The sequence below is a fragment of the Streptosporangium amethystogenes subsp. fukuiense genome, from assembly GCF_042665875.1.
Classification (GTDB): domain Bacteria; phylum Actinomycetota; class Actinomycetes; order Streptosporangiales; family Streptosporangiaceae; genus Streptosporangium; species Streptosporangium fukuiense.
In genome coordinates this window covers 1,097,228-1,112,317 of the sequence record NZ_JBHTEE010000001.1, presented here as the reverse complement: position 1 = coordinate 1,112,317, position 15,090 = coordinate 1,097,228, and the positions used below count along the sequence as shown (strand labels likewise).

Sequence of the window (15,090 nt, the reverse complement as noted above, 5' to 3'; positions counted from 1 at the left end):
AATGTGGGTGGCGAGTATCGATCAGGTGCCGACCAGTTCGGCCAGGAGCGCGTCTATCGCGGCTAGCTCGGACAGCAGAGTGTTCGCCGCCTGGTGGCGCAGTAACCAGAAGTCATCCAGATCGTCCTGGAACAGGCCGGGCTTGAGGTAGTGCTGTTTGACCCCGTACAGGCTTTTCAGCAACTGCAGCAGTGCGACCCGGCCGCAGGCGCGCACGTCCACGCCCGGCACGCCCAGGTGTGCCTGTCGGTAGGCACTTACGAAGGTCGCGGCGGCGTCCAGCCAGTTGTCTTCCCCAGTGACGATGTTGGGATAGAAGGCCATGCGGCCCAGGTCGTAGGCGAGTAGGAACGGGTCGGGCGGCCGGAAGTCCAGCACCGCCGACAGCGTCTCCCCGGTGAACAGGAGGTTTACCGGGGAGTAGTCACCGTGCAGGACCTGCATGGTCAGCTCCCCGGGAAGGTCGGCGAAGAGTTCCGGAATGCGAGCGAGCATGTCGCGGCGTTCCAGAAGGGTGCGTTGTGCCTCGGCATCGAACCTGTCCCCGATCCCGGCACGGACACGGTCGGCGATGATGTCGAGAAGCTGGTCGATTGTCGCCGCGAGGTCGTCGATATCCATGCCGCGCCAATGTTCCACGGCGGGCGCGGCCGGGACGGGATAGTCGGCGAACAGGGTATGGATACGGCCCAGGGCGGTGCCGGCGGCGGCGAGCTGGGCGGACGACAGGCGCGTGACGACCTGGCCAGATGCCCATTCCCACACCGACACCGACAGCGGCCTGCTGCTGTCGATGACGTCGCCTGCCTGGTTGAGCAACACCTGCGCGCCGGGGATACCCGCTTCCAACGCCCGGGCCGACAGCGCGATGGCTTCTCGCTCGGCGAACAGATCGGTGCCGCCGGGGTAGTTCTTAACGAACACCTCTTGGTCGTCGTCGCACACGACACGAAAATTGATGGTGCCCTGTCCGATGGGCAGCTGCGTGATGGTGCGCGCTGCCAGCCCGTAGGCACCGGCTAGGGCGGCGGCGACGTGGTCGCCCCGCTCGGACTCCGGGTTACCGTTCATGGAATTGAGCACGATGAGGTCTCCTTATGGGGTGGCGGGACAAGCGGCCGCGAAATACGGTGACGCGGATCGGGGAGATTAGTCACGGTGTCCGAGTCCGGCCCGCTGAAGGGGTCGTTCGGGCCGATGAGTTGCTCGAAAATCCGCTGATAGGTCGCGGTAACGAGCCGCCACCCGGCGGTGCCATCACCTGGTGACCGCCGAGCACGGGGCCCGGCTTGGCGACTTGCGTTCTCGGCGGCGGCCAGGACTCGGCCAGGACCTTCACCCGGTGGGTAGAGCCACGCTGGGGAGTTCGCCGTCATCTCGGCGATGGCGGGCAGGTCCGGGGCGACGACAGGGGTGCAGAACGCCAGTGCGGTGCTCACCGAGCCGGGGTACAGGACGCGGGTGAAGACCTCCCACGATCCATCGACCCGGTAGGGGCACAGCGCGGCATCGGCAGCTTGATACAGGCGATGCACATGTTCAGGCGGTATCCGCTCCGGATGAACGTGGACGCGGCCTCCGCTCGTGACCACTACGGCTGCGAGGTCAGCGGCCAAGGCGTCGTCGCGACACGGCCCGGTGATGAGCAGGTGCGCCCTCCGAGTATGCGCGGTGAACGCCTTCACGACAGCGGGCAGCCCCTTATAGGGGACCAGGTTTCCCACGACCAGCACCGAGAATGGGGCGTCGCGTAGCCGGCGGACCAGGGCACGTACCGGCTCCGATGCCGGGGGGACGCTCTTAGGGACGCTCAGCCCTGCCCACCCGGCCACGACGATCGGCGCCTTGGTGAGCCGGGCCAGGTGCAGCGCGTCAGAGCGGGTGTGGGTGAGCACCGCGTCCGCGATGCCAAGGACACCGAGCGCGGCGCACCAGTCGGCCTCCCGTGGCGCCCCACCGTCGATGGGCAGCAGGTTGTGGACCGTCCACGCGATGCGCCACCCGCCGTCACGCAGTGCCTGCAATTGCTCAAGCAGAGCCTTGGCCGCAGTGAGGGTCCGCTGCCCGTCTGGATCCCGGCACAGGCGCTTGAGCCGGTGCAGGTTGATCACTCCGGGCTGAGCAGGGTGTTCGGGCAGGGCGTCGAGGGTGGAGACGAACCCGAGTGGGAGGCCAGGCGGGGCGTTCCGGTGTAACTCGGCGAAGTACGGGCTCGGCCAGGCCGGATAGTCGGTGACTGCCACCCACCCTCCAATCGGTGAGCTGCTCACTGTGGCTCCAGGGCTGCGGTCAGCCGCGCCCACCAGGCGATGGCAGCCCGGTAGCGGATCAGGCATTCGGCTGGACTCCGGTCTGGGCCGGTCCACTCCACGGCGACCTCCAAACACTGCCCGGACCGGATGCGGTCGGCGGCCATGGCCGCGATAACGGCGTGCCCTGGCGCGTCCAGTCCGGTTCCCGGATCGGACAGATGTAGTACCTCTGCGTGATCGAGGACCGGCCCCAGCCATGCGGGGAACCGGGTGTCAGCGGGGAGCGCGGCGGCGAGCTGCGCGGTGTCGGCCAGCAGCCTCACCGAAGGGCAGGATTCCACCAGGTCGATCAGTGGCCGGAACGCGTCCGGGGCCAACCATCCGGGATGGTGCGGCTCCACCAGCAGCCGTATCGGGCTGTAGGCCAGGACTGACAGGTCCGCTCCTCCTGCCAGTACGGGTGCGGTCAGTGGGGTGCGGGCCGGTAGCCGCACCCAGCCCGCACCGAGCATGACCGCTGATTCGGCGAGCTCGACCAGGTCGCGAGCTGCCCGGGTGCGGGCGGAAACGTCACCGGTGAGCAGATCAGCCAGGTCGACATCGGCGGTGACCCCGGTGATCGGCACCGTTGCCTCGGCGGCCTTCCGCCACCGCCGTATCATCGCCGTCGGCTGGGCGGCCAGGTCAATGCCGCGGGTGCCGCCGCGCAGGTGCAGGAACGGGATCTTGGTGCGGACGGCCCAGGTCAGCAGATTGGGGACGTTCAGGCCGCGAACCGAGATGCTATACAGCCCGATCGGCGTGGCGTTCATGATTGCTCCCACGAGAAGATCACAACGGGTTCGGCGGGGCGCCCGGTGCCGTCGAGAGTGGCGTACACGGCGGGTGCGGCCTCGCCGGGCACGATCCGGCACCAGCCGTCGACCAGGTGCGGGTCCAGATGCCACATCAGCCAGGCCACCGCCGTGGTGTACGCGTCCCGGTAACAGGCAAGGCCCCCGGTGAGCTCGTGCATGCCGACGACCGTCCACCCGGCTCGGTGCAGGCCGAGCGTCGACAACTGCGACATCGGGTCAGGGGCGCCGAGCAGGCCCAGGATGCCGCCCTTCGCAAGCAGGCCCGCAGCGCGGTGCGGTATCCCGGCAGCATCCACGACCATGCCTGCGCTGTGCTGCTCGACGGCGGCGACGCACTCCACCCTGGGCACGCGGCCGATCGGGGCGTCTGGCCGGGAGGTCAGCACCCGAATCCGAGTGGCACCCCGACGACACAACTCCAGGGCGCAGCCGAGCGCGACCGGCCCGGAGCCGACCAGCACGACGTCGTCCAGGTCGGTCCGGTCGGGTAGCCGGTCCAGACCGAGCACCGCCAGTTGCTGGAACCTCGCCAGCGCGGCAGCCTGTGGGCGAGTGCCGGGCGGCGTCGTGAGCACACCGTCGGCGGAGGTGTCGAACGCGGCACCATGCGGCACGGCCGCCAGCACCCACCCGCTCGACAGGTCACCGCCGAACGTCATGTATCCAGCGTCGCGGGAGCCGACGGACCCGCAGGTGGCACGGAGGTGACGGCGTTCGGTGCCTGGACTGAGCACGCTGAACCGAGCCGGGATCATCCCATCCGGAACAGCGGTGGCAGGCAGCAGATGAGCTCGACCGTCGGTGAGACGGATCCGAGGACTCGCGCACCGGCACCGTGCGGGGTGGGTGAGATCAGTGGGCATGGAGACTCTCCAGGTAAGCGGGCAACTCGCTCAGGTGAGCGATCACACCAATGCGTGGGTCCAGCCCGGATGGGCGCCCATCCGGGCTGATCAGGACCGCGCGCATCCCATGGGCGAGCGGGCCGACGGCATCCTTGGCCTGGGTGTCGCCGACGAACAGAATCTCCTGCGGCGGGCAACCGGCAGCCTCAATCACGGCGGCGTAGAACCACGGGTGCGGCTTGCGGACACCGAGTGTGCTCGACAGCACCAGCACCTCGAAGCAGTCTTCGATGCGGGCTCGTCGCAGAGTGGCGCGGCGCACGCTCTCAGGACGCTGGGTGTCGCAGGCCAGCAAGCACACCAGGCCCGCCTCGTACAGGTTTCGCAGCGTGTGAGCAGCCATCGGATCGATGTCGGCGTCCGGGAGGGTGGTAAACACCGACTGCGCGAGAGCCACCGGGTCGTCCAGCCGTACCCCGCTCTCCAAGGCGGCCAGACGCAGCAGCTCGGCGAACGACGTCTGCTCGTGGCGCGGCTGGTCAGCGATGCGCGCCCGGCGTACCACTTCCTCAAAGGCAGTGGCGAACCCGTCGGGGATCACTGGACCGCTCAGCTCGCGCAGGATCCAGGCCACGGTCGCGGCGTCCGGGCTGGGTCCTGGACAGGCGACGGTACCGCCGAAGTCCACTGCCAGCGCGGTCACTTTCACCGGCTTCGTCTTCCTCATGCTGACCACCGATCCTCGAACAGCTGCTCGATGCGAGAGGCGATGTCGTGCGGGGTACCGCGCACGGCGTAGAAGCCGACCGAGCTGGTCAAGGCGTGCGCGTACCCGATCCGCTGCCGCTGGGCGTGCTCGTCCTCCAGCATCCGCAGCGGCTCCTCTCCAGCGTCGAGGAGCCGGTCGAGCAGGTGCCCGCTGGTACGCAGCCACGCCGTGGCCGCCGTATGCCGGTCCACTCTTTCCAGCACGCCACCTACCGCGAAAGGGTCTGCGTTCATGGATACGAGCACCGCAGCCCTGACCGGTACTCGCCCCGGTCCAGCGGTCACCGTGTCGCTTCGACGCAGGTCGACGATGTCTGGACCAATCTCGGGCAGGTCCAGATCAGGAAACCAGCGACGCACCGCGCCTCGTCGTCCGAGGATGGCGCTGGTGCCGCCTCGCACGGCGGGCCCGCTGTCGGCGGTGACGTCGACCAGGGTCACGTCACCAGCCAGCCACCGCCAGCCGCGAGCCGCGAGCGCCAGTCCTGCCAAGGTCTTGCCCGCGCCGTGGCCGCCGAGCAACAGCACCGCCCCCTGACCGGACCTGGCCGCCGCAACCGCATGCACGCACACGGTTGCGGCGGCCAAGTGGACCACATGCAGGTGTGCGTTGATCACCCGGCGGGCGTCTGGCGGGGTGTCCGGGACCGCCACCCCCTGGACCACTGGGCGATCGCCGGGGTGCAGCAGCTCGATGGAGGCACCGGGTACGTGTGGCGCGATATGCGGCCACGCCGCGATGACGTTGTCACTGGCGGCAACGGCCAGAGAGCGACCGGCACTGGACACGATCACCACACGGCGAGCGGTGGTTTCCGTCCTCACTGGACCGTCACCTCCAGCAGCGTGGCCAGCGACTCCCACACCGGGGCATGCGGCAGATCCCGCAGGTGAGGAACCATCAGCCGAACGACGGATGCCTCGGTCGGCACTGCCCTCCATTCCTGCGCAGGTCCGCCGGCCCTGCCCGGGGTCGGACCGTCGGTCAGCCCGAACAGGTCGCTGGAGTACAGCCGTTGCCCTGGAACATCTGCCGCCCACGCCAGCACCGCCTCCGCCTCGGCCTGCTCCAGCCGGATGGCGCGCATTGGCCGGCCCTTTCCCTCGACGGGCTCGGGAACCACGTGCACCACCGCGCCCAGCCGGGCCGGTGGCGCCCAGTCAACGACAGCCCGGTGCTCGCCGGGAGTGAACAGCACTCGCCGTCGCCACGTCCCGGCCACCATCCGCCGCTGCTCCACCCCACCGGCGGGTGCGGCCAGCTCCGTGGGGATGCCGACCTGGGTCGGCCATCCGGCGACGATCCCATCCGGCCCGACCATCACCAGGTCGTCAGCCATGAACTGCGCCCAGCTCATCGCAGGCGCGGTATGCCAGCGTGGACTTGCCGCCACGGCTACCCGCCACGAACAGCACCACCACCCCGTTCAGGGTCACCGCGGAGGCATGCAGCATCCGCCATCCGCCATCGAGCATCCGCGAGGAGAAGAACAGCCGGGCCAGCCAGTCGGGCCAGCGCCGGGCCGTACCCTCGTCAGGGACGACGACGCGGGTGGTACGCCGGGCCCGGTCGACCTCCAGCAGTGCCGCGGCGCTACCGGGCCGGTAACGTACCGGGCCGGTAACGGCCCAGCAGGCGCAGCAGACCGTCCCCCGTGCCGACCACAGCCAGGCGGGGGCCGCCATGCGGGGAGGCCAGCACGGGCCGATCGGCGAACAGCGCGTCGACGTCGCCCTGCAGTTGGTCGTGCTCATCGCGTTCGACAAGGATCGTCCAGTCCACCCCTGGGCTGGCAACATCCACCGCGCACGGCGGCACCATAACCGTGGTCACGCCCGCCACCAGGTTGGGGTCGCCGACAACACGCAGCCGCCACGGGGCCAACAGCAGATCCACCGCCCGCTCTGGGGCTGCGGCCACGGCTCCTGGCAGCCAGGGCGCCCCCGGGAAACCTCCAGTGGGATGCTTACCGGTCTCGGGCGTGAAGGCAACTGCACTGACCTGGGGGTCTACCACGGAAAACTCCTTCCCTGGCGGGCGCGAAGCGACGAAGGATGGCCACCACCCGCCACCTCGCGTTACACTTCGCGCTCAGTCGATTACGTTCCGATCCCAGTGAAGGGCGTAACCGTTCGCCCGGGTAGGGCTTTGGATATTGGATGGTTTTGGAACCTCGATGCGTGTTGAGAAGTAGCGCGAGGGGATGGACATGCCGAGACAACGCCGTCATCCGGTGAGCAACATCGCACTGCAGGAGGCAATTGCGGCCGCCGGAAAGCCATACGCGAAGGTCGCTGAAACAATCAATGCCGTCGGGGCGGAAAACGGCCGGGCTATGTACTACGACGCGGCCGCGATCGCACACTGGCTTTCGGGGACAGTCCCGATGGCGGGGACGATTCCCATCATCGTCGAGACATTCACGCGGCTGCTCGGCCACGACCTCACCGCGCCTGACCTCGGATGGCCGCACATCGAAGCGGTATCCGAAGAACCTTGGGGCGGCGACCCTGTGACCTGGGTGGCTCGTCTAGGGAAGGACGACATGCTCAACCGGCGATCATTGCTCACCACCGGCCTTTATTCGCTCGCTGCGCTGAACTTGCCGACCGAACCGCACATCATCACCGCCCGCTCCGGCGAACCACGCCGAGCAGGCGCCTCCGACGTGGAGCGGATCCGCACGATGTGCGGCCAGTTCTCCACCGCCGACGACCTGTTCGGCGGCGGGCACGCGCGTGCCGCAGTGCTGGCCTACCTCATCCACGAGGTCGCACCGCTGTTGCACGGCACCACCGGCCGAGCACGCCCCGAACTGTTCACGGCCGCATCCCAAATGACTTATCTGGCCGCTTTCATGGCCTCCGATGCCGGAGACGCCGCCGGGCTGGCCCAGCGTTACTACATTCAGGCCATACGACTCGCCGAGGAAGCCGGCGATCCGACCGCGAAGGCGACCGCCCTGCGAGGACTCGCAACCCAAGCCGTCGAACTCGGTCACCCCACCCGGGCCGTCGACCTCGCCGAGGCCGCAGCCTCAACATTAAGCGGCGGATGCCCGGCCCGTGCCCGTGCGTGGATGGCGGGTATGTGCGCCGACGCACATGCCGCCAACGGCAACACCAGAGCCGCGCTCAACGCGTTACGCCAGGCCGAAGTGAATCTGGATCGCGCCGACTCCGTTCCCGAAGCCCAATGGACAGGCGCCTACCGTCGCGCCTCCCTGGAGCACCAGACCGGGACTGCCCTCGCCCAGCTCGCGGATCTCCCCGCTGCCGAACGACACCTCAGCAACTCCGTTCGTGCCCGCCACGGTGGAGAACGCCGCTCCCGTGTGCTCATCGCCTCCCGGCTCGCCGGCCTGCAGGTCCGACGCCGCTGCCCCGACACAGCCGCCGCCACCATTTTGGAACTGCGGGAAGATCTTCCGCTGCTCACATCTGGAAGAGTCAAGAACGAACTCACCCGGCTGCGGTCTGCCTGGGTTCCCGCCAGAACCAACCCCGCCGTCGGCAGAGCCGACCGGCTCATCTCCTCCCTGGCCAATCGCTGATCTCGCCACGGCGTGCCGGGCTGATCTACATCTTCGCCAGGACAACACCACCATCTGCGTCCGCCACCGGATCACCACCGCCCCGATACCTCGGCAGATGATCAGCAGCAGCCGCAGCCCCTGGTCATCCTGTGTGTCATGGACCCGTGTTCATTCAGCATGCGCTCTTCATGACGGCACGATGTTGTCCGGCGCAGCGGCCGGCTCAAGTCCCTGCCCTGGCGCCAGGCCTTCCTCAACGACCGCACCGACGAACAGGCCCACGGCCGCCGCGAGATCCGCCGCATGAAGATCTGCACCGCCCGGCCCGATCTGCCCTTCCCCCACGCCGCCCAGGCCATCCAGATCAAACACCGCCGCACCGACCGCACGACCGGCAAGACCACCATCGTCACGATCTACGCGATCACCAGCCTGCGGCCCGACCGGATCACCCACACCCACCTCGCCGCACTGATCCGCGGCCACTGGAGCATCGAGGCCCTGCACCACATCCGCGACGTCACCTACCGCGAAGACGCCTCCCGTGTCCGGACCGGCGCCGCGCCCCGGATCATGGCGAGCCTGCGCAACCTGGCCGTCGGCCTGGCCCGCCTGATCGGCTGAACCAACATCGCCGCTGCGACCGACCACTACCGCAGCCACCCTGCCGACGGTCTTCAGCTACTCGGTCTCACAACATGAGAACGCTTCGGCCCTGCCTCCGCATGGCTAGCGCCGATCGGGTCACTTCGAGCCCCCGCCGCTAAAGACATGCTCCCGAGAATGACAGCTGAGGCCAGGGCCACTCGAGAGGCCCCGGCGGTCAGGGGGTCAACACCACCGACAGCCGGGTCGAGCTCAGCTTCGACCTGGCCGCCACCGAGGCGCTCGGAGAGGCCCTCAGGACCCGGGCCCTCGAACGCCTCGCCCCCCGCCTGGTGAACGGCGTGATCACTATCGCCGCCTCGGAGTTCCGCTCCCAGCTGCGCAACCGCGAGGCCGCCCAGATGCGCCTGGCCCAGCTGCTCCGCGAGGCGATCGCCCCGCCCCCCAAGAAGCGCCGCCCGACCAAACCGAGCAGGGGCGCGATCGAACGGCGGATCACCGCCAAGAAACAACGCTCCGACCTCAAACGCCTGCGCAGGGACCACCATTAGGGGCTGTCCTGGACTCCCTTCTCCCACGCGCGCGGGTAATCTGCAGGTTCGCATCGCTTTTCTCGCCATCGGCGGCCGGAGTGTGAGGTTCACAGGCCGAGCGACACCGGCCTGCCCGGAACCCCACCGGCGATCAGCGCGGCCAACGGTGAGGCGAGGTCGCGGGGCGAGAACAGCTCGGTACCTCGGTAGTCGGCGATGTCTCGCAGCCGCCACCAGCGGAAGCCGTCGATGTTCTCGGTGGCGAGTTCGTCGTCGGACATCGCGCCTCGGGGCTGGAACGACGCGGTGCGGACCAGGAAGTAGTCGTTGACCACGCCGTCGTAGCCTGCCGCATGTCCGGGTGCGACGACCCGCTGGTGCCATACATGCGGCGGGTCGGAGTCGACCGCCAGCCCTATCTCTTCACGCAGCTCGCGGCGCAGTGCGGCAAGCGGGGTCTCGTCGCGCTCGACGCCTCCGCCGGGAGCGGCCCAAACGACCGTTCCGGCCGGCTCGGGAATGGTCAGGCGACACAGCAGGATGCGGTCGTCCCTGTCGAGAACGACCGCCCTGACTGAGTGACGCAGGTTCAACGAAGACATCCGGGCAGGCTATCCATCGGCCAGTGAACCGCACGATCCCTTGGAATCGATCATGGTGGTGTGCTGTTCAGGCTGCTGCGGCTTCGAAGTCGGCGGGACTACGCTCGCGAGGTCATCCGTTCCGGACCCCGGATGCGGATCGCGTCGCCGGGTCGGTGACACAATGGACCCCATGCCTGAGGTGCCGAGTGTTCGCGCCGTCCTCCTCGACGACGACCGGCTGGTGGTCTTCCGGCGTACGGTCCCCGGTAAGGAGCTCTACTGGTCCGTCCCCGGCGGCCATGTCGAGCCCGAGGACGCCTCGCTGGAGCACACCCTGCACCGCGAGGTCATGGAGGAGCTGGGCGCCGTGGTCTCCGGCGTCACCCCGCTGACCACCCTGGAATGCGTGCGCGACGAGGGGATCAAGACCCAGCACGTCTACGGCTGCCGCCTGGTCTCGATGGATCTCGCGCTGCGCTGCGGCCCGGAGTTCGAGGACCCCGCCCGTGGCCGGTACGAGGTGGTGCGGCTCCCGCTCGACCCGGCCGAGATCTCCGCCATCAACCTCGTCCCCCCGGAGCTCGGCACCTACCTCACGGACACCGTCACCCTGCTGCCCGGCCTGATCGCCTGATCCTTCCCGTCCTCGGAGCGGATCGGGCCGTGGCGGAGGGCTTCTCACGAACGTTCGGGGGGAATCCGGAACGGGTGACGGTGCCCGCCGAAGGTCAGGGCCGGCGGTCCTCCATCTCCCACAGGTGGTCGAGGACGTGCCAGGCGACGCGACGGGCGGCGTAGCGGACCGGCCAGCCGCCGGGGGCCGGTGGCCGTCCGTCGGAGGGCCGGGACAGCACCTCGGCGAGGTCGGCGCGCATCGCCGCCAGGTCCGCGGGCTCGCGCAGTGGCTTGTGGCGGACGCCGACCTTGCGGGCGTACGCGCGCTCGGCCTCGACCACGTGGGAGACCATCTTGTCGCGGTCCCTGCCACCGCCGCGCGGCCCCTTGCGCAGCTCCTCCGGAGAGACGGCGGCGGCCTCGTCGAAGAGCTTCCAGGCCGCCTCGACCAACGCGACGGCCCGGGCTGCCTCCGCCTCGCCGACCGGTTCGGCGTCGAGCGAGGGGATCGCCTCGATGGCCCCGAAGTCCGTGGTGGTGCCGCCCCTGGCCCGCTCCACCACCACCGGGTCCGCCGGTTCGAAGAGCAGCCCCGCCCGCTCCGCGACGACCCGGTAGCGCGGCGCGTACGTCACCAGCGCCTCCAGCGCCTCCTCCTCGGATCTGCCGATCCGGCACCAGCCCGGCCACTCCGCCGAGCAGGCGAAGACCTTCTTGGCGCCGATCTCCAGGTAAACACGTGTCATGCGCGACAGCATGGCATCCATACCTGACAGATCACGGCAGGAATGTGCGCCGCTGGACGCCCCACCCGGCGGACAGGCTCTAGTCGATCAGCTCGATCAGGTCGGCGATCGAGTCGACCACCCGGGAGGGGCGGAACGGGTAGCGGTCGATCTGGTTCCTGCTGACGACCCCGGTGAGCACCAGGATCGTGTGCAGCCCCGCCTCCATGCCGGAGACGATGTCGGTGTCCATCCGGTCGCCGATCATGGCGGTGCTCTCGCTGTGGCCGTCGATGGCCCGCAACGCGCTGCGCATCATCATCGGGTTGGGCTTGCCCACGAAGTAGGGCTCCACCCCGGTCGCCTTGGTGATCATCGCGGCGACCGCGCCGCAGGCGGGCAGCGATCCCTCGCTGGACGGGCCGATCGGATCGGGGTTGGTGGCGATGAACCGGGCGCCGCCCTCGATCAGCCGGATCGCCCGGGTGATCTGGGTGAAGCTGTAGGTGCGGGTCTCGCCGAGGACCACGTAGTCGGGGGCGATGTCGGTCAGCACGTAGCCGATCTCGTGCAGGGCCGTGGTCAGGCCCGCCTCCCCGACCACGTAGGCCGAGCCCCCGGGACGCTGGCCGTCCAGGAACCTGGCGGTGGCCAGCGCGGAGGTCCAGATCGACTCCGGCGGGACCTCCAGACCGGCCGCGCGCAGCCGCACGGCGAGATCGCGCGGGGTGTATATCGAGTTGTTGGTCAACACCAGGAACCGCTTGCCGGACTCGCGCAGCCGGCGGATGAACTCGTCTGCACCGGGGACCGGACGCCCTTCATGGACGAGGACCCCGTCCATGTCCGACAGCCAGCACTCGATCGGCTTGCGCTCGTCCACCGTTCTCCCCTGTTCCGGCCGTACATGTACGAGAACCAGGATGGCAGGACAAGGCCGACAATGCGCCATCAGGCCCGTACATTGGAGCATCGCGCAGTTGAACGGCCCCTACCCGTTCCGGCTCCGGCCCCTGTCCACTGAGTCTGCCGTGGCGGGGAACGGCGGGCGAAAGGCCCAGGGGCCGTGGCCTAGCACACGGTCCGCCAGGTCTGTTCCTCGATCAGTTCTCTGCTCCGCCAGCCGTACATGGTGCGGACCAGGCGGTGGTGGTACCAGCCTCCGCCACGGACGAGCCCTGCGGCGTCGGCGGCGATCATGTCCCTGGACGGCGCGAGCGTGTCGGTGAACGAGGCGGTGACCGCCGCCTCGTCCCCGTCGAACCTGATGGTCATCGCCCCGATCAGGTGCTGGCGTCCCGGCCAGGTCGGCAGCACCTCGGCGAGCCATCGCCGCGCCTCGTCCCTGCTGCCCCTGATGCCGCCCGCCGAGGTGTAGTCGATCACCGCGTCCGGGGTGAAGACCAGGTCGAGCCGTTCCCAGTCCCCGGTGTCCACCGCGTAGGCGTATCTGGCGAGCAACTCGCCGATCTCCAGCCGGTCCGCCATCTCCTGTGCCCTCATGCCCCTATCGAACCAAACGCTTGCTCAGGGCGCGAGTGCCTCCAGCGCCGACTCCGCCCTGCGCATCGACTCCTCGGGGTCGGCGTCGGGCGATCCGATCTCCGGATCGAAGTTGAGGTCGTGGAAGACGTCGGTGACGCCCTTGGCCGCGAGCCTGTCCACGTCCTGCCTGATCTCCTCGAACGAGCCGGTCAGCGGCTCTCGGCCGGCCGCCCCCGAGGGCCGGATGCGGGTGACGCCCCGGGTGACGAAGCGCAGCGCCTCCGGATCGCGCCCGGCGTCACGAGCCGCCTCCCTGACGATGGAGATCTTCTTGTCGATCTCGTCGAGGTCCTCGCGGCTCGAACTGATCCAGCCGTCCGCCAGCCGCCCGACCCGCCTCAGCGCCACCTCCGCCGACCCGCCCAGCAGGATCGGCGGCACGGTGGGCGGCTTGGGCTCCTGGTACGCGGCCGGCAGCTGGTAGAACTCGCCGCTGTGCTCCACGACCTCCTCGGTCCACAGGCGCCGCAGCAGCGGGACGAACTCCTCCCCGCGCCGTCCGCGCCGCTCGAACGACGCCCCCGAGGCGGCGAACTCCTCGGGCAGCCAGCCCAGCCCGAGTCCCACGTCCAGCCGCCCGCCGGAGACCGCCTGCAGGCTGGCCAGCTGCTTGGCCAGCAGCGCGGGCGAGGCGAACGGGATGTTGAGCACCGCGACCCCGAGCCTGATCCGGCTCGTCAACCCCGCCAGGTAGGCGAGCGTGACCACCGGGTCGTGCACGCTGCGGTAGATCGGGCCCATCTGGTGGCCCTGCGGATAGAGCAGACGTTGAAAGGTCCACACCTCGTGGTAACCGAGTTCCTCGGCCCTACGGGCGACCCGCGTCATGTTGCCCGGCGTCGCCCATGATCCCGACACCGGCACCGCAAAACCGATCCTCATATCCCGTACTTTATGCGGCTGCCCGGCAAGATCCTGGATCGAGTGGTTCACTTGCCCGGTGGACAGCGATGACCTGATCGACACATTACGCCGGATCGGCGTCGAGTACGGCGGTGTGGCCGGCACCGTGCTGCCGACCAGACCAGACGTGATCATCATGCGGGCCGGCTCCGTCGTGGTCAAGGCGCACGCGCCGGGGGCGGAGCGGGAACCGCTGGTGGAGCGGATGCGGGCCGCCGCCCACCCGGCGCTGCGCCAGATCATGCTCCAGCCGGTGACCGAGGAGGTCATCACCGCCGGGGATCGGCTGGTCACCGTCTGGCCGGCCGGGACTCCGGTGGATCCCGAGGATCCGGACGCGGCGCCCTGGGAGGCCGCCGCCCGGCTGCTGGCACGGCTGCACGCCGTACCCGCGCGGACCCTGCCCCCGCTGAGGGAGGCGGGAGGGCCGGGCCGGGTGGCCGCGACCGTCGCCCGCCTGGGTGACCGCTCCGCCGCCGAGCTGACGGTACGCCGGGCCTTCACCTGCCTGCCCTCCCCCTCCACGGGCCCCGGTGGCCTGACCCACGGCGACTGGCACATGGGCCAGATGGTCCGCGCGCCGGACGAGTGGATCCTCATCGACATCGACGACCTGGGCGTCGGCGACCAGGCGTGGGACCTGTCCAGGCCCGCCGCCTGGTTCGCGGCCGGGCTGCTGGAACCGCAGGTGTGGCACCGTTTCCTGGACGCCTACCGCGCCGCGGGCGGGGTCGCCGTCCCGCCGGACGGCGACCCGTGGGAGCGGCTGGAGATTCCGGCGCAGGCGATGACCGTACAGCTCGCGGCGGCGGCGGTGTCCGCCGCCGGGCGGGCGGGGCGCCCGCTGGACGAGGTCGAGGAGATTCTCGTCGAGGCGTGCCTGAGAATTGTCCGGCACAGAAGCACCTGCCATGCTGTGCCCACGCAGTAGGTTGTGGTTACTCGGTAATCACGCCCGAACAAGGAGACCAGCCAGATGCAGTGCCCCAAGTGCCGGGGCGCCATGCGCACCTACGAGCGCAACGGCGTCCACATCGACCAGTGTGAGAGCTGTCGCGGAATCTTCCTGGACTACGGCGAGCTCGAGACGCTGACCCGCATGGAGAGCCAGTGGTCACAGCAGTCCCACGCTGCTCCGCCGCCTCCTCCGCCGCCGCCGCCCGTGCACGGCGCTCCCGGCTACGGCGCTCCCGCCTGGGGTGCACCGCACCACGGTCACTACGGTCACCACCGCCAGCGCAGCTGGGTGGGAATGCTCTTCTCGACCTGATCTGAGCCGGGGAACACAGAGACCGCGATCTCACGACGAGATCGCGGTCTT

The 15,090-nt window shown here is 69.4% G+C and carries 19 protein-coding genes and 1 pseudogene; 6 read left to right on the top strand and 14 right to left on the bottom strand.

Annotated features, from left to right (window positions below; genetic code table 11):
• Nucleotides 1–21 precede the first annotated feature (21 nt).
• The 9 genes from ACFQVD_RS04805 to ACFQVD_RS04765 form a co-directional block, all read right to left on the bottom strand.
• Nucleotides 22–1,083 (bottom strand): phosphotransferase enzyme family protein, encoded by a 1,062-nt coding sequence (locus ACFQVD_RS04805; protein ID WP_343966651.1) that lies wholly within the window; start codon nt 1,081–1,083, stop codon nt 22–24.
• Nucleotides 1,068–2,243 (bottom strand): glycosyltransferase, encoded by a 1,176-nt coding sequence (locus ACFQVD_RS04800; RefSeq protein WP_343966653.1) that lies wholly within the window; start codon nt 2,241–2,243, stop codon nt 1,068–1,070. The genes ACFQVD_RS04805 and ACFQVD_RS04800 overlap by 16 nt, the downstream gene beginning before the upstream one ends.
• A 23-nt stretch (nt 2,244–2,266) precedes the next feature.
• A complete protein-coding gene (locus tag ACFQVD_RS04795) occupies nt 2,267–3,064 on the bottom strand; it encodes a hypothetical protein (RefSeq protein ID WP_343966656.1) in 798 nt (265 codons plus the stop codon).
• Entirely contained in the window at nt 3,061–3,768 is a 708-nt protein-coding gene (locus tag ACFQVD_RS04790) for a hypothetical protein (RefSeq protein ID WP_343966658.1), read from the bottom strand. The genes ACFQVD_RS04795 and ACFQVD_RS04790 overlap by 4 nt, the downstream gene beginning before the upstream one ends.
• 193 nt (nt 3,769–3,961) lie before the next feature.
• Complete coding sequence (locus ACFQVD_RS04785; RefSeq protein ID WP_343966660.1) at nt 3,962–4,681, bottom strand: HAD family hydrolase; 720 nt, start codon at nt 4,679–4,681, stop codon at nt 3,962–3,964.
• Nucleotides 4,678–5,547: a hypothetical protein gene (locus tag ACFQVD_RS04780; protein ID WP_343966662.1), complete on the bottom strand. Its 870-nt coding sequence runs from the start codon at nt 5,545–5,547 to the stop codon at nt 4,678–4,680. The genes ACFQVD_RS04785 and ACFQVD_RS04780 overlap by 4 nt, the downstream gene beginning before the upstream one ends.
• Nucleotides 5,544–6,080 carry a hypothetical protein gene (locus ACFQVD_RS04775; protein ID WP_343966664.1) on the bottom strand — a complete coding sequence of 179 codons (537 nt, stop codon included), beginning with the start codon at nt 6,078–6,080 and terminating at the stop codon, nt 5,544–5,546. The genes ACFQVD_RS04780 and ACFQVD_RS04775 overlap by 4 nt, the downstream gene beginning before the upstream one ends.
• Nucleotides 6,055–6,408 (bottom strand): hypothetical protein, encoded by a 354-nt coding sequence (locus ACFQVD_RS04770; RefSeq protein ID WP_343966667.1) that lies wholly within the window; start codon nt 6,406–6,408, stop codon nt 6,055–6,057. The genes ACFQVD_RS04775 and ACFQVD_RS04770 overlap by 26 nt, the downstream gene beginning before the upstream one ends.
• Nucleotides 6,317–6,619 carry a hypothetical protein gene (locus ACFQVD_RS04765; RefSeq protein WP_343966669.1) on the bottom strand — a complete coding sequence of 101 codons (303 nt, stop codon included), beginning with the start codon at nt 6,617–6,619 and terminating at the stop codon, nt 6,317–6,319. Before ACFQVD_RS04765 ends, ACFQVD_RS04770 begins: the two co-directional genes overlap by 92 nt.
• A 337-nt stretch (nt 6,620–6,956) precedes the next feature.
• Between ACFQVD_RS04765 and ACFQVD_RS04760 the strand changes: the two genes are divergently transcribed.
• From ACFQVD_RS04760 to arfB, 3 genes and pseudogenes are all read left to right on the top strand, one after another.
• Nucleotides 6,957–8,276 carry a hypothetical protein gene (locus ACFQVD_RS04760; protein WP_343966671.1) on the top strand — a complete coding sequence of 440 codons (1,320 nt, stop codon included), beginning with the start codon at nt 6,957–6,959 and terminating at the stop codon, nt 8,274–8,276.
• Nucleotides 8,277–8,489: 213 nt separating this feature from the next.
• A complete protein-coding gene (locus ACFQVD_RS04755; RefSeq protein WP_343966700.1) occupies nt 8,490–8,882 on the top strand; it encodes an ISAs1 family transposase in 393 nt (130 codons plus the stop codon).
• A 191-nt stretch (nt 8,883–9,073) separates the two neighbouring features.
• Nucleotides 9,074–9,415: pseudogene (gene arfB / locus ACFQVD_RS04750) on the top strand (alternative ribosome rescue aminoacyl-tRNA hydrolase ArfB); the annotation flags it as partial.
• Between the two features lie 89 nt (nt 9,416–9,504).
• Here arfB and ACFQVD_RS04745 read toward each other — a convergent pair.
• The gene (locus tag ACFQVD_RS04745; RefSeq protein ID WP_343966672.1) at nt 9,505–9,999 is read right to left on the bottom strand and encodes an NUDIX hydrolase; all 495 of its coding nucleotides are present in this window, start codon (nt 9,997–9,999) and stop codon (nt 9,505–9,507) included.
• Nucleotides 10,000–10,171: 172 nt separating this feature from the next.
• On the opposite strand from ACFQVD_RS04745, the gene ACFQVD_RS04740 reads away from it, so the two are divergent.
• Nucleotides 10,172–10,615 carry an NUDIX hydrolase gene (locus tag ACFQVD_RS04740; RefSeq protein WP_343966673.1) on the top strand — a complete coding sequence of 148 codons (444 nt, stop codon included), beginning with the start codon at nt 10,172–10,174 and terminating at the stop codon, nt 10,613–10,615.
• 94 nt (nt 10,616–10,709) lie between these two features.
• Here ACFQVD_RS04740 and ACFQVD_RS04735 read toward each other — a convergent pair whose 3' ends face one another.
• From ACFQVD_RS04735 to ACFQVD_RS04720, 4 genes are all read right to left on the bottom strand, one after another.
• Complete coding sequence (locus tag ACFQVD_RS04735) at nt 10,710–11,342, bottom strand: hypothetical protein (protein WP_386270518.1); 633 nt, start codon at nt 11,340–11,342, stop codon at nt 10,710–10,712.
• A 79-nt stretch (nt 11,343–11,421) separates the two neighbouring features.
• Nucleotides 11,422–12,204, bottom strand: a complete 783-nt coding sequence (locus ACFQVD_RS04730) for an HAD-IIA family hydrolase (RefSeq protein ID WP_343966677.1) — start codon at nt 12,202–12,204, stop codon at nt 11,422–11,424.
• Nucleotides 12,205–12,392: 188 nt separating this feature from the next.
• On the bottom strand, nt 12,393–12,824 hold the full coding sequence (locus tag ACFQVD_RS04725; protein ID WP_343966679.1) for a nuclear transport factor 2 family protein: 432 nt from the start codon (nt 12,822–12,824) through the stop codon (nt 12,393–12,395).
• 24 nt (nt 12,825–12,848) lie between these two features.
• Entirely contained in the window at nt 12,849–13,748 is a 900-nt protein-coding gene (locus tag ACFQVD_RS04720; protein WP_343966682.1) for a TIGR03619 family F420-dependent LLM class oxidoreductase, read from the bottom strand.
• Between the two features lie 58 nt (nt 13,749–13,806).
• Between ACFQVD_RS04720 and ACFQVD_RS04715 the strand changes: the two genes are divergently transcribed.
• Nucleotides 13,807–14,700 carry a phosphotransferase family protein gene (locus ACFQVD_RS04715; RefSeq protein WP_343966684.1) on the top strand — a complete coding sequence of 298 codons (894 nt, stop codon included), beginning with the start codon at nt 13,807–13,809 and terminating at the stop codon, nt 14,698–14,700.
• Between the two features lie 45 nt (nt 14,701–14,745).
• Nucleotides 14,746–15,039, top strand: coding sequence for a TFIIB-type zinc ribbon-containing protein (locus ACFQVD_RS04710; protein WP_343966686.1), 294 nt, complete (start codon nt 14,746–14,748; stop codon nt 15,037–15,039).
• Nucleotides 15,040–15,090 lie beyond the last annotated feature (51 nt).

What these genes read in the sequence shown, in the direction of transcription:
- ACFQVD_RS04795 (WP_343966656.1), bottom strand. Translation starts at nt 3,064, where the DNA reads ATGAACGCCACGCCGATCGGGCTGTATAGCATCTCGGTTCGCGGCCTG.
- ACFQVD_RS04790 (WP_343966658.1), bottom strand. Translation starts at nt 3,768, where the DNA reads ATGACGTTCGGCGGTGACCTGTCGAGCGGGTGGGTGCTGGCGGCCGTG.
- ACFQVD_RS04785 (WP_343966660.1), bottom strand. Translation starts at nt 4,681, where the DNA reads ATGAGGAAGACGAAGCCGGTGAAAGTGACCGCGCTGGCAGTGGACTTC.
- ACFQVD_RS04775 (WP_343966664.1), bottom strand. Translation starts at nt 6,080, where the DNA reads ATGAGCTGGGCGCAGTTCATGGCTGACGACCTGGTGATGGTCGGGCCG.
- ACFQVD_RS04770 (WP_343966667.1), bottom strand. Translation starts at nt 6,408, where the DNA reads ATGGCGGCCCCCGCCTGGCTGTGGTCGGCACGGGGGACGGTCTGCTGC.
- ACFQVD_RS04745 (WP_343966672.1), bottom strand. Translation starts at nt 9,999, where the DNA reads ATGTCTTCGTTGAACCTGCGTCACTCAGTCAGGGCGGTCGTTCTCGAC.
- ACFQVD_RS04740 (WP_343966673.1), top strand. Translation starts at nt 10,172, where the DNA reads ATGCCTGAGGTGCCGAGTGTTCGCGCCGTCCTCCTCGACGACGACCGG.
- ACFQVD_RS04735 (WP_386270518.1), bottom strand. Translation starts at nt 11,342, where the DNA reads ATGACACGTGTTTACCTGGAGATCGGCGCCAAGAAGGTCTTCGCCTGC.
- ACFQVD_RS04725 (WP_343966679.1), bottom strand. Translation starts at nt 12,824, where the DNA reads ATGAGGGCACAGGAGATGGCGGACCGGCTGGAGATCGGCGAGTTGCTC.
- ACFQVD_RS04720 (WP_343966682.1), bottom strand. Translation starts at nt 13,748, where the DNA reads ATGAGGATCGGTTTTGCGGTGCCGGTGTCGGGATCATGGGCGACGCCG.
- ACFQVD_RS04710 (WP_343966686.1), top strand. Translation starts at nt 14,746, where the DNA reads ATGCAGTGCCCCAAGTGCCGGGGCGCCATGCGCACCTACGAGCGCAAC.